General features: G+C 28.3%; 9 protein-coding genes. 1 reads left to right on the top strand and 8 read right to left on the bottom strand.

What is annotated here, in order from left to right:
• Positions 1-110: 110 nt before the first annotated feature.
• From recC to prfB, 6 genes are all read right to left on the bottom strand, one after another.
• Positions 111-3,452: an exodeoxyribonuclease V subunit gamma gene (gene recC, locus M9394_RS02950; RefSeq protein ID WP_250249945.1), complete on the bottom strand. Its 3,342-nt coding sequence runs from the start codon at positions 3,450-3,452 to the stop codon at positions 111-113.
• A 519-nt stretch (positions 3,453-3,971) separates the two neighbouring features.
• Entirely contained in the window at positions 3,972-4,817 is an 846-nt protein-coding gene (lgt, locus tag M9394_RS02945; RefSeq protein WP_250246874.1) for a prolipoprotein diacylglyceryl transferase, read from the bottom strand.
• A 186-nt stretch (positions 4,818-5,003) separates the two neighbouring features.
• A complete protein-coding gene (gene rppH / locus M9394_RS02940) occupies positions 5,004-5,480 on the bottom strand; it encodes an RNA pyrophosphohydrolase (protein ID WP_250249943.1) in 477 nt (158 codons plus the stop codon).
• A 628-nt stretch (positions 5,481-6,108) separates the two neighbouring features.
• Positions 6,109-7,398, bottom strand: a complete 1,290-nt coding sequence (gene lysA / locus M9394_RS02935) for a diaminopimelate decarboxylase (protein ID WP_250246876.1) — start codon at positions 7,396-7,398, stop codon at positions 6,109-6,111.
• Positions 7,399-7,575: 177 nt separating this feature from the next.
• The gene (gene lysS, locus M9394_RS02930; RefSeq protein ID WP_250246877.1) at positions 7,576-9,105 is read right to left on the bottom strand and encodes a lysine--tRNA ligase; all 1,530 of its coding nucleotides are present in this window, start codon (positions 9,103-9,105) and stop codon (positions 7,576-7,578) included.
• A protein-coding gene (gene prfB / locus M9394_RS02925) for a peptide chain release factor 2 (protein ID WP_420022143.1) occupies positions 9,098-10,211 on the bottom strand; the annotation gives its coding sequence in 2 pieces (ribosomal slippage) (positions 9,098-10,153 and positions 10,155-10,211; 1,113 coding nt in all). Before prfB ends, lysS begins: the two co-directional genes overlap by 8 nt.
• A gap of 501 nt (positions 10,212-10,712) precedes the next feature.
• On the opposite strand from prfB, the gene ygfZ reads away from it, so the two are divergent.
• Complete coding sequence (gene ygfZ, locus M9394_RS02920) at positions 10,713-11,705, top strand: tRNA-modifying protein YgfZ (RefSeq protein ID WP_250246878.1); 993 nt, start codon at positions 10,713-10,715, stop codon at positions 11,703-11,705.
• A 45-nt stretch (positions 11,706-11,750) separates the two neighbouring features.
• Here ygfZ and M9394_RS02915 read toward each other — a convergent pair whose 3' ends face one another.
• On the bottom strand, positions 11,751-12,974 hold the full coding sequence (locus M9394_RS02915; protein ID WP_250249941.1) for an FAD-dependent monooxygenase: 1,224 nt from the start codon (positions 12,972-12,974) through the stop codon (positions 11,751-11,753).
• 22 nt (positions 12,975-12,996) lie between these two features.
• Positions 12,997-14,187, bottom strand: a complete 1,191-nt coding sequence (gene ubiH, locus M9394_RS02910; RefSeq protein ID WP_250249939.1) for a 2-octaprenyl-6-methoxyphenyl hydroxylase — start codon at positions 14,185-14,187, stop codon at positions 12,997-12,999.
• Positions 14,188-14,372: the final 185 nt, after the last annotated feature.

Here is a 14,372-nt window from a genome sequence, read left to right as displayed (position 1 = left end):
TGTTTTATTACGTACATTGTTTGAAAATATAGTGTTATGTATTACATGGTATACATACGATTTTTAATCGTAAAGTATTTATTATTTTTTGATGTAAAAGTTGTAAATCGTTATATTATTCTGTATTTCATTGGGTTAAAAAAGTAATATTCTGCCGTTTTAATAATTTTTGAGATGTTTTCGTCATTTAAATCAAATGAAATAAGTTTACGTAAATATGGATCGTAACTTTCTCTGAAAAGAGAATATTTGGTACCTTGCCAAACTTGTATTAGTTTGCGATGTGCTTCTTTTTGACAATATGGATTGGAAGATATTGTTCGAGTATTCCAGTCAAATACATGATTCATCCAAGCTCCTCCAGACTGATATAGTAACAATATGGGGGTGTTTATACCTGTGCGGTAATCTGACATTAGAGTGAATAATAACTTTTTTGCATGCAATTTTGACAAATTAGGAAAATGCCATGCATCATTAATACCAAATAATCGACTATCACCTTTTCCACCTATAGCACAATAGGTTATATGTTCTAGCCACAACAATAATACATCTTTCATAGAAAGATATCGAGGTTTCCAACGCGTCAATCCATTTTCTTGAACTGCAGTTAATTGCCCTACTAATCTAGTCGTATCAAATGTTAAAGAAATATCTAGGTTATGTTTTTCAATACAATGATACGTTTTTATTTGATTCGCTAATATTGTCATTTTTTTTTGTTGTTTAGTCCAATATAATTTTCCAAATACACCATAAGGTAGAATTCCAGAAGCACGCATACTATGATATAGTTCATCAGTATTTTTACTATGAATTAGATAATCAATCAATTGTATATTCAATTCATAACGATTGAGTCCATCTACGGAAAAAGGTTCGTCATTTGATAATTTCAATATATTTTGATCAAAATACACATTTAAGCGTTTTTGAAACCATATGCGTACTGGATGGCGATAAAAATTGTATAAATCTTGAAAAATTATTGTTTTTGTGAGGTCATGTGAAAGCGGAGTATTAAAATTCGGATAGATTAATAGAGAATGATTTGTATTAATATTTGTTGTAGGTAGCCATTCTGTAGCAAAACTTTGTTTATTATTGTTAGGATTGAAATTTTCAGGAGAAAAAGGAAACGGAGGATACCATTGACATAAACGCTGACGTATATGTTTGATATTAATATCTATGTCTATATTTTCATGTTCTTTTGAATAAAAATTTAAAGCAATATATTCTAAAAGTTCATTGATTAATACAGAAGGGTAGCTCATGCTATTATCATAAATTGAGTGTCCGATAAAACTAATATATATCTTTTCTTGAGCTAATAAAAATGCTATCAAAAATGAATAACAATCTTTTTCATGTATGTTATCGTCATTTCTACGCGGATTTTTAACCATTAAATTAAAGTCTGGAGATATTTTATTGCGAGGAAACTTATTATCATTCATACCTAAAAAACACACTACTTTATAAGGAATACAGACAGTTGGAGTAATATTGCAAAAATTAATTACATTTGGTATAAATCGGGGGATTACAGTATCTTGTGTTAATTTGCGACATAATTTATCGCGTAATGCTGTTACACTTATAGTTTGAGTATATTCCGCTTGTATGCCTGATTCTAATATATCTCTGTAGCAGTTTTTTAAGAAAATTAAAACTGTTTTGTTTTCTGAATCCATATGATCATAATAAAAAAAATCATCAATTATTTCTTTGAAATAGGATATCCATTCTACCAACGTATAAGAATGACCGAATCGGTCCCTCCATTTTTTTAATGTTTTTAAAAATTCTCCTAATTGACCAATAATATTGATATGGTCTCTGATCATTATATCATCATACGGTAAAATTTTTTCCCAGGTATCATGTTGATTTTTTATAGCGTAACCTAATAACATTCTATTTAATCCAAAATTCCAGGTATTTTGATTAATAATAGGTAAACTAAAATTATACATGGTGTAATCATCAAGTCCCCACCTAATACCAGATTTAATGGTCCATTGGTGTAATAATTTTACTTCTTCTTTATTCATTTTAAACCGAGATGCGATAGATGGTACTGTTAAAAACGACAAAATTTCTTCAGAAGTAAATCGACTGTATGGTATGTTTAGTATATTAATAAAAGTTGATATAATTGGATGTGTATTTTTTTTATAGTTATCTATTGCGATATTAAACGGTAAATGTCGATCTTGTATATTATCAAATATAGTTTGAATAGCTGATTTATAACAGTGTATATCATAGGCCATAACTATGATGTCTCCCGGAGACAGTGATGGATCATCTGCCATCATTGATAACAAATTATCATGTAACACTTCTACTTCTCGTTGAATACTATGACAAACATGGCAAGTAATTGATTGATCTTCTGATAATAATATATGTCGTTGATTATTTGTAGATGTTGTAGTATCGGGTTGTTTTTTTATATTTTTTATATGATTCTGAAATTCTAAAATGTTTTTTTGTACAATGTGAAGCAAAGAATCTTGTTTAGGAATAATAAAAGATTTTAGTTCAATTTTATCTTTTAATTGAGTAAACAAAGATAAAGTATCATAAGCAACATCGCCCCATGCATCTAATAAAGGATGATTAATATTAGAATAATGATTCTGATTGGAAAAATGAACAGCAACAGATGAAGATGAGCGCAATACATTCTTATTGCGCAATTGGCTTTCTTGTTGTGTTACATCATACGAATCTCGATCAGATATATAAATCAAGTTATGATAACAGGGATTTATAAACCATAAGTAAATATCAATATGGTAACTTAATAATTTTAAGATATTCCAATATATAGGCGGTATAGATGTTATTCCAAAAATAAATATTCTACTTGGAAGATAGTTAAAAATTATCTTCTGAGTATTTTTTAGGAAATCAATACAACGTTGTAAAGGATATATATTACCCTTCAATTCTTGCTGATTACATCGTATGTTCTCTAAGAACATACGCCATATTTTTGATTGCCAGGTTTGATGTGTGTCATCTAAATAATTTATTATTTCATTAGATTCCCAATTGTTCAACCAATCTGGGCGATATATTAAATATTGAATAAATAAATTGGAAAGTTGTTCGGAAAGTTGACCTATTTTTTGCTGATTGACATCGCCATATAAGTATTTGTGTATAATAGAGCACTTTTTTGATATTTGCATTTGAGATAATATTTTCATAAATTTCCAATACATGATAGACTGGGAAAAGTTATCCGCTATAAAATTATTAGACTCTATTTTATTAGAAATATATTGTATGAAAGACATTAAAGTCATAAATTTGATATTACATGCGATACCAAAATGATTGGCTATTTCTATCTGTATCCATTGAGCCATAATACCGTGTTCTGTTAATATTATTTCAGATTGCATAGGATCAGGTAGTGATTTATCTGACATAGTATTAATTAATAGATTTCTGAATGAATTTGATTGATTAGAATGATAAATAGTAAACATTGTGTAATAAAATTATTTAATTTAAATGGGGTGTGTTTTATTAATCTGATACCTGTATATCCTCTATATATAGTCTATATATAGGATGGTCGTGTTTGTTTATAATTATAACGAAAAATATATTATATATGCTTTGATGTTTGATTATTTCAAACAAAAACAATTTTATTAGTTCACATATTTCAAAAAATAGAAAAAATAAATAAATTGTTTTTCATGAAATGAAACTATTTAAAAAAAATAAATTTTTTCAATTATTACTGATTTGTTATATTTATTTATTATATAAATATGGCAGCTGATAAATATACATAAATTTTAATCTTTAAAAAAATATGTAAGTAATTAATGAAAATTAAATTTGATTTAAAGCATGAGAATCATTATTAACAAATAATGACGTATCAAAAATTAATTGACATGGATTTTTTAATTATATTGATAACTTTGATAAATCAATTATCTATAAGCAAGATAAATGATAATCGTTCCTAATATAATCATAGGGAATGACAAAATTTGTCCCATGGTGGCTATGTTGTTAATTAATCCTAACTGACTATCAGGTTGACGAAAAATTTCCGCTATAATACGAAACACCCCATAACAAACCAGAAACAAACCAGACACACTACCCACGGGATGTGGTTGACGAATAAATTTACTTATGATAATAAATAATATTACTCCCTCTAAAAACATTTCATATAATTGAGACGGATGACGAGGCAGCACACCGTAACTATCAAATAGTGGTTCCCATTCAGGATGATTTGGTAGTATTAATAAATCTTGATACACGGAATTAGGAAATAACATAGCCCATGGAATATCAATGGCTATTCGACCCCATAATTCTCCGTTAATAAAATTTCCTAATCTACCGAGTCCTAATCCAAACGGAACTGCGGGAACGACAAAATCTGATATTTGAAAAAAAGGACGATGTTTTTTGTGAGAAAACCATGCGATCGATATAATTACACCTATTAAACCGCCATGAAAAGACATACCTCCTTCCCATATTTTAAAGATCCACAGTAAATTGTTAGAAAAAAAAGACCACTGGTAAAATAATACGTATCCAATACGACCGCCTAATAAAACACCAAAAAAACACAAACATAATAAATGTTCTACATCTGTATGAGTCCATGAAACATTATTGAAATGACGCATACGATATGATAATGACCACATAGCATATATAAAACCTAATCCATACATTACACCATACCAATGCAATGAAATAGGTCCCATTGTAAAAATTACCGGATTACATGCATGATAATAAAGATTCTGCATATTGAATTATACTATTTATATGATTTTTATAATCAGTTTTAACCACAAAATGTAGTTATTTTAAACAAAACACGTTTCAATGTACTATTAATATTGGCGTGCACATCTGCAATGGAATATTGAAATTCTTTTTATTGATTATACTGTATTTGATCTTCTTCTTTATAAGGATGCAATAGCATTAAATTACGATATTATCACATCAACAAATTCTTGCATAACTTTTCTATATACATCTCTTTTAAAGAATACGACTCGGCGTATGGGATACCATAAGCTAACCCACTTCCAGCTATCAAATGTGTAATCTTTATTACTTTTTATGTTAATGCGTGTATCTTTAGATACAAGCTTTAGTAAAAACCACTTTTGTTTTTGCCCAAAGCAAATAGGCCTAATTTTCCAACGAATTAATTTTTTAGGTAATTTGTAATGCATCCAATATTGCGTTGAAGATAGAATACGAACATCTTGATCATTCAATCCTATTTCTTCAAATAATTCCCTATACATGGCTTGTTCTGGAGTCTCTCCAATATTAATTCCACCTTGAGGAAATTGCCAGCAGTAATGCTGCTTACATTTTCTAGCCCATAATACTTGCTGATGAGTATTACATAGCACAATTCCTACGTTTAATCGGTAACCGTTATCATCAATCACCAGATTGCCTCAGTTTTATTGAGATATTTCATTAAATTTTTTAAATATTTATTATAAATATAACTATTCCTATTGTATTTTATAAAAATGCAGGAGCTATAGATTCTCCAAAATATATACAAGCCTGTATATCTGTGTTATTATACATAATACAGTAAAGTAATAATACTAATATACTTATTATATTTTATATAATAAGTATACTCAACTCAAGGAGTTTTACTATGGTCTGACGTTCTTTAATCAATAAACTGCATAAAAATTTTTTAATTAAAAAATTTAATTATAATTTATATTAAGCTTTACTACTTAAAATCGATGTTGTTAAGTTTTTTATAAAAAATGGGGATATAATGTTTCTTATAAAAGCATGCTTAATAATAACTGTCTATAATTTAAATTAAAAGTACAAGAATACATTTTAATCTGTATCTCACAATTCATAATACGTTTGTTTTTGTTAAAAACACTATAATAAATAATTGTCAAATAAATAAAACTATGAAATAAAATTGAAAAAAGTTATTATAATATCTAAATCATTTAATCTATCATTTTAAATGATACTAAATAATAAGTTTTTAATAAATCATTTGATATAATGTCACATTTATGGTATTCGGTAATTTTAACAATTTTCCTTATTGAATTGTTCTATTGTTTCCAACATAAATAAATCTTCTAGTTTTTGTTTTCGGCGAATTTGACGAATTTGTCCATTTTCAAATAAAACTTCTGGTAGTAACGGACGCGTATTATAATTAGAAGACATAGAAGCCCCGTATGCACCAGTGTCATGAAATATCAAATAATCCCCTACTTTTGCTGAACAAGGTAATTTACGTGCTAATATTGTTCCGTTCATATTTTGTGTAAAAACATCTCCAGATTCACATAGTGGACCACCAACAACGGTATCGCATAATGTTTCTAAAATAACGCTGCGATCATCTCCAGGTACTAATGAAATATGATGATAACTACCATACATGACTGGGCGCATTAAATCATTATACCCTGCGTCTATTAATACAAAATGACGATTACCCATGTTTTTTACCGCTCTAATTTGTGTAATTAATATTCCTGATTCAGCCACAAGAAAACGACCAGGTTCTATTTCTAATGTTACTGTATGATTTAAATATTGGCTAATGTATTGTCTCGCATTATTCCATAATCGAAAATAATGATTTACATCTAAAACTATATCATTATGTTGATATGGTATTGTTAATCCTCCTCCAGCAGAAATAACATGTACATCTATTTTATATTTCAAAATCTGTTGGACCATCGCATTACATACTTTAGATAAATGATCGTACCGCACTCCAGAACCAATATGCATATGTAGTCCGATTAACTGTAGATCATAATGATGAATATAAGATAAAGCTATTGGTATATCTTCATGCCAAATTCCATGCTTGCTATTTTCTCCTCCAGTATTAGTTTTTTGGTTATGTCCGTGTCCAAATCCAGGATTAATACGTAACCATATTTTATGTCCAGGAGAACAAGCTCCTAATTGCGCTAACATATCTATCGATCCTGCATTAACAACGATATTTAGTTCTGATATTCTTAATAATGTTTCTTCTTCTAAAATATCAGCAGTGAAAACTATTTCATTACTTTGTTTTCCCGTTTTAAAACCAGCTAATAATGCTCGTTCGATCTCTCCTAAAGAAACAGCATCTACTTTAACTTCATAATTATGCATTAATCGTAAAATATGAATATTAGAGCAAGATTTTTGAGCGTACCGTATAACGTCAAATTGTTTTAATTGTGTAATACGATTAATTATAATCGATGCATCGTACACCCATACTGGACCTTTATATTTTTGATGTAATTTTTTTAAACTTTCATAGGTAAGAGCACTTGTTTGCGCAAAGATATTATGTGTCACGCTATATTCCTATTATCTTTTTGATATATATATTAAATATCAAAATATTTCGAAATTATATCTTGAATATATACTTGAAAATTATTAAACATAGGTTTGTATTATTAAAAAATTAATCAGATAAAATCATAAATATATACTTACTTTTTAAGTATATTGAAAAAATATAAACAAATTTTATTTTGGACGAAGTGTAGGAAATAAAATTACATCACGAATAGTATGACTGTCGGTGAACAACATGATCAAACGATCGATTCCTATCCCAATACCTGCTGTAGGAGGTAATCCATATTCTAATGCAATTAAATAATCTTCGTCATAATTTATGTGAACATTATTATTGTTTGTTTTATCTTTTTTTCCATATGCTTGTTTTAAAAAACGTTCCTTTTGATCTTCTGGATCGTTTAATTCTGAAAAACCATTTCCTATTTCTCGTCCAGCAATGAAAAGTTCAAAACGATCAGCAAACTCTGGATTGTTGTCATTACGACGTGCTAATGGAGATACTTCTATTGGATAAGAAGTAACACAAGTTGGTTGAATTATTTTTTTTTCTATTGCTTCTTCAAAAATAACCATATGTATTCTGTGTAACGTCCAACAACTCTTAACGTTAATGCCAAGTGATTTTGCAATAGAAACAGCAGTACATATATCGTCTATATTTTGGGATCTAGTTTCTGGTAGATAATACAATATAGCTTCTTTTATACTGATTTGCGTAAAAGGATGCTTAAAATCTAATTCATAATCTCCATAATTTATTATATTACTACCTAGTATTTTCTGTGTTACCGATCTTAATAAATTTTGCACTAAAATGATTATATCACGATAATCAGCATAAGCCATATATATTTCCATCATTGTAAACTCAGGATTATGATAAGAAGATATACCTTCATTACGAAAATTACGATTTATTTCGAATATTCGCTCAAAACCACCTATCACTAATTTTTTTAGATATAATTCTGGAGCGATTCGTAGATACATATCTATTCCTAATTTATTATGATGTGTAATAAAAGGATGCGCTATAGCTCCTCCTGCAATTGTGTGCATCATTGGTGTCTCTACTTCCATGAAATTATTTTTTTTCATGAATTGGCGTATTTCAGAAATCACTAAAGAACGTATTTTAAATATTTTTCTTGTATTTTCATTAATAATTAAATCTAAATATCTTTGACGATATTTTGTTTCTTGATTATTTAAACCATGAAACTTATCTGGTAATGGACGCAATGATTTAGTTAATAATCGAATTTCTTTACAGTATATTGATAGTTCCCCAGTACGTGTTCTAAATAATATACCGCGTGCTCCTAAGATATCTCCTAAATCCCATTGTTTTATATTTTCATCATATAAATTTGTTGCTAATGAATTAGAAGTAATATATAATTGTATGCAACCCCCAGCATCACGTACAGTTATAAAAGATGCTTTTCCCATGATACGTTGACTTATTATACGGCCTGCTATGATTACTTCTATATTTAATTGTATCAATTCTAAATTGGATGTATGAGCGTATTTTTTATGTAATTGATTAGAAATAGAATTACGACGAAAATTATTTGGAAATGCTACGCCTTTTTCACGGAGTTTTGATAATTTTTTTCGACGAATATTTAATTCATCATCGACATTAAATTTTTGATATGACTGATCCTTTGAATATACGTATTTAGTCATTACGAATCTCGCTTAAAGTGTTTTTAATGCTAACTCTTATAAAATCGTCTAGATCTCCATTTAAAACAGCTTTAATATTACGTTTTTCAAAACCAGTACGTAAATCTTTAACTCTAGAATTATCTAAAATATAAGATCGTATTTGATTACCCCAAGTAATATTTACTTTATTGTTTTCTCTCATTTTTTTTTCATAATTTTTTTTTTGTAATTCAAGCTCATATAATTTAGCTCTTAGTTGCTTCATAGCTTGATTTTTATTTTTATGTTGTGAACGATCACTTTGACATTGGGTAACAATATTTGTTGGTATATGGGTGATGCGTACTGCAGATTCTGTACGATTAACATGTTGACCTCCTGCTCCAGAAGCTCGGTAAACATCACAACGTAGATCTTCTGGGCGAATATGAATATTTATACTATCATCTAATTCTGGATATACAAATACTGAAGCAAATGAAGTATGGCGTTTCCCAGCAGAATCAAAAGGACTTTTGCGCACTAGTCTGTGTACACCAGATTCAGTACGTAACCAACCATATGCATAAGGCCCAATAACTTGAATAGTAGCAGATTTTATCCCCTTGACTTCTCCTGTCGATTCTTCAATAACGTCGGACATAAAACCTTTGTGATCGATCCAACGTAAATACATGCGTAACAACATACTAGCCCAATCCTGTGCTTCTATTCCTCCAGATCCTGATTGAATATCGACATAACAATTGGAATCATCATACTTTCCTATAAACATACGACTAATCTCTAATTGAGATAATGTACGTTCTAAATCAATTGATTGATCATAAATCTCGGAAAGTAGGATGTTGTCATATTCTTCCGTCAATTCTAACAAATCATTTAAATCCACTAAATTTTTATAAAGCTGATCAACAATGTTGATAAAAATTTTTAAAGAAGATGATTTTTGTCTAAGAATTTGTGCTGTTTTAGGATTTTTCCAAATACCGGGTGATTTTAGTTCGTTGCTAATTATTTTAAAATGTTTTCTTTTGAGATCGTAGTCAAAAATCATCCTTAAACTTCAATACTCTATTTAACATAACTTGAATATGTTGTTTAGTAAGATCGATATTTATCATGAAATTTTATTCCTTAAGATGTATATTTTTTATTCATATAATTTCACGTAATCGTATATATATTATATATACTATAATACAACTCGATAAAGACTCTCTATATAATATATGTAAAGATATATGTATTTTCTTACGATATCAGTCATATAGTGTGATTTTGATCTTTGATCGTTATTATTCAATTGTGTAATAAGTCGTATGCAAATACGAAACTGTTATATACATTTTTATTTATTTTATTTCAATTAATGCCGTAAATAATCATACATAACGAAGAGAATAGCATCCTATCAATTATTGTTATGCGCTTATATTATCATCTTAATTATACACATAATTAAAAATCGATAATTTTTTAATTATAAATGTTATAATAGTACACGGTTAATGATAATGTAATTTTTTGTTATCTTTCGGTGTAGATATTTAATTAGTGGGATTAGTTAGTATATATTATATGATATTTATTCGGAGTTATTTTTATTCATAAGGAAAAATATAATGTTTCCTCGTATGGCTTTTTTGGGACAGTATCCTGTACCCTCAAAAGATTTGCCTCTAACATTCATCTCCTTAGAGGAATGGACGTTAGTGAGATTATATGGACCAGATGTTATACAGTGTTTACATAATCAGTTTACTTGTGATATTCAAAATTTAAATAAAAATAAATATAGTTTTTCAGCACATTGTAATCCAAAAGGAAAAATGATTAGCAATATGTATGTTTTTCATCTTAAAAATCAAGAAATGGCATTTATTGAACGTCTAAATATATGCAAAAAACAAATAGAAGAAATGAAAAAATATATGGTATTTTCTAGTGTTACTGTTATTCCTGATTATGATGCAATACTTATTGGAATAGCTGGAATAAATGCAAGAAAGCATTTAAGTATGTTTTTTTCAGTTTTACCAAATAAGACACACACAATAATTCATGCTCAAGATGTGACCTTACTTTATCTTAGTGCTCCATCAGAACGATTTTTGTTGATTATTAATAAAAAATCAATATTAGATTATTTGTTAAGTGAATCACAGTCTCAGATACAACTTAATAATAGTCGTCAATGGGTATCATTAGATATGGAAGCAGGCTATCCAATTATTGAGCCAATAACTAGTGAATTATTTGTTCCTCAAGCTGTTAATATGGATATATTACACGGAATTAGTTTTAATAAAGGTTGTTATATTGGACAAGAATCTATTGCACGTATTAAGTATCGTGGGCATAACAAACAAACTTTATATCGATTGCACGGTGTCATTGATTATAAGAAAAATTATAAATTGCCTGCTGCTGGTGATCAGGTAGAGTTAAAAATAAATAACCAACACTGGAAAAATATTGGAATTGTTTTACAATCTTGTCAAATTAAAAAAAATAATATATGGATACAAGTAGTATTAAATAGATCTATTCTAGCATCTTCAGAATTGAGAATTACAAATACACAAACTCACGATAGTCTCATGTTTTATTATTGATATTTGATGCATTTAAATATTTTTTTAATATCTCAATATTTCTTTTTAGTCATAATGATCTCGTAATAACCATTCTGGAATATTATTTAAACCCATAATGCGATGTAAAATGTGTATTTTTAAGTTGGGAACCGTGTTTATGAGATAAAAAATAAAATATTGTATGTATTTTAAAAAATGATTCTTATCATGAAGAAACATGTAAATATATGGAATATTCATAGAATCTTTAATTATTCTGTATTTTCTATTGCGTTCGTAATACTTTAAATAAGTATAGTGTCCAATGTCTTGATTATTTTCTTTCAGATTCTGCAGATGATGTAATAAAACTGCTGCATCTATCAGTTCTGAATTAATATTTTGAAAAAATAAAGGACACATAGTGTACGCAGCTTTTCCTAATAACACCAAACGATGATTTGTAAAGTTATGTGCATATTGCATTCTCAGTAGTAAAATGTTAGAATCTTTATTGTCACATGTAACACAATAACCGAGTATATTGCAGATTTTAATTAACGCATAATTAATAGATTGATCAGAAGCGGATACATACAAATATTTTTTGGCGGTATGCGGGGGTAACAACCAAAAAACAACGGAAAGATGCACGTTTTTTAATGGCAATAATATTACTAACCCATCATTATGAATGATACAACGAAGAGTGTTGTTATGAGTTTTCTCAGTATGAATAATAGTAGTGAATCCATAATATTTAGTATCTTTAAATATTAACGAGATATTTGCGGTGTTTCTTACCCAAGAATTAATTCCATCTGCACCTATTACTAATTTAGCTTTGAACGTATAATTATTAGTTATTGTAATAAATGCTGCATCTTCATGGTAATTTATTGCTTTAGGTACATATGAATCTATAAATATAATATTGTTTAATTGTCGTGCGCGATCAACTAAAGCTTGGTATATATAACATTTATTAATAACATATCCTAGCTCAAGATATCCTAAGTAACCGGAATCGAAAACAATTTTACTTATACTATTCTTTTTAATAATTTCTAATTTATGTAATAAAACAGAAAAATGTGATATGTTTTGATGCCAAATTTTTAAATATTGCAATATTCTCATGCTAGTTATATTAACTAATGATGTTTCTAGATCCCATTGATCTGCTTCATACATATGAAAATGAGTTTTATGTTCTATAATTGCAATGCGAAAACAATCACCCAAACCGCAGGCTAATGCCAATCCGGAAATTCCCTGATTTACAATTAATAAATCGAAACTGTCCACATTATTATTTATTTAAATAAAATTAATTTGTTTTCCAATTTAATATTGCACTTACTAAAAGACGTCTTAGAAAGGCACTATAGTTAACAAAAAATAAACCCATATTTCGAGCAATAATGAACGGCAAGTAATGATTGCTAAATAGACGCACTAATCCATCGGTGATTTTAATGGTCCTACGTTGATCTAAATATCTATGATTTTGGTATCTATTTAACACAGAATAGTCTCCAATATCTAAATTCTGATATAATGCTTGTGTCACTATTTTTGATAACACTACAATGTCACGCAATCCAAGATTAAATCCTTGTCCAGCAATAGGATGTAAATTTTGTGCCGCATTTCCGACTAATGCCAATCTGTGGCTAATATGGCTATTAGCCCGCGTTAACCAAAGATCGTAAAAATATCTCTTTCCTATATTCAAAATTTTTCCTAATTTCCATCCGAATACATTTTGCAATTCTTGAGAAAATTTATCCTTATTCCATGTAGATACCTCTTTTTTTTGCTTATCAGAAATACACCAAATTAAAAAACTAAAATCGTTAGCCATAGGTAATATGGCTAACGGTCCGTACTCTGTAAATTTTTCAAAAGCTCTTCCAAAATGAGGTATTTCAGTAGTAATTATAGAAACTACAGCAATTTGTTGATAATTCCACCTGAACCATTGCATACCGCAATTGGCAGCGAGTGTTGAATCAGCGCCATCTGCCGCTACCATTAATTTTGAAACTATTCGATGATCATTATTTAAAACAATTATGTTATTTTTTTTTTCGCGTTTAATTTTTTTTAAAGTTGCTGGGCAATATACAGTTACAGTAGATTTATTATATAAAAAATCAAACAATTTCTTTCTAAAAATATTTAATTCGATAACATAACCTAATTCTGATAATTGATAGTCTTGAGCATCAATGAATATTTTATTCAACCGATGATATTCACTAACTTCTACTTGTTTTATAATGGTGGAGCAAGAAGATAGAATTGGAGCCATATTAATTCGTATTAACTCAAAATAAGCGCCTCGCGATAAAGCTATTACATGAGGTGGGTATGCATTTGAGGACAATTTTGTATCATAACAATAAGGAGAATGTTGCTCTATCAAGGAGATTTCTAAATCCCCTTTTGTCAATTTAGATAACATTAAGGCTAGTATTGCGCCTGTCATTCCTCCACCATTTATAACAATAGACATCGATTATTAGCTAACGTATGAATATAAAAAATTTTAATATCGAAAAAAATATAGTATATGAATTAATACAATCAGACTTAATTTTTGAAAATATTAGTATTATATATTTTTATAATTTAATTTATTTTAGTTTAATATCTTAACATAAGTTAGATAACTATATAACAATAAAAAACGCAATATGC

Origin of the sequence: Candidatus Blochmanniella camponoti, assembly GCF_023585825.1 — a bacterium.
Classification (GTDB): Bacteria; Pseudomonadota; Gammaproteobacteria; order Enterobacterales; family Enterobacteriaceae; genus Blochmanniella; species Blochmanniella camponoti.
Note: the sequence above shows the minus strand (reverse complement) of the source record. Positions and strands in the feature narration are given on the sequence as shown.

What these genes read in the sequence shown, in the direction of transcription:
- ubiH (WP_250249939.1), bottom strand. Translation starts at nt 14,187, where the DNA reads ATGTCTATTGTTATAAATGGTGGAGGAATGACAGGCGCAATACTAGCC.
- ygfZ (WP_250246878.1), top strand. Translation starts at nt 10,713, where the DNA reads ATGTTTCCTCGTATGGCTTTTTTGGGACAGTATCCTGTACCCTCAAAA.
- lgt (WP_250246874.1), bottom strand. Translation starts at nt 4,817, where the DNA reads ATGCAGAATCTTTATTATCATGCATGTAATCCGGTAATTTTTACAATG.
- recC (WP_250249945.1), bottom strand. Translation starts at nt 3,452, where the DNA reads ATGTCAGATAAATCACTACCTGATCCTATGCAATCTGAAATAATATTA.
- lysS (WP_250246877.1), bottom strand. Translation starts at nt 9,105, where the DNA reads ATGACTAAATACGTATATTCAAAGGATCAGTCATATCAAAAATTTAAT.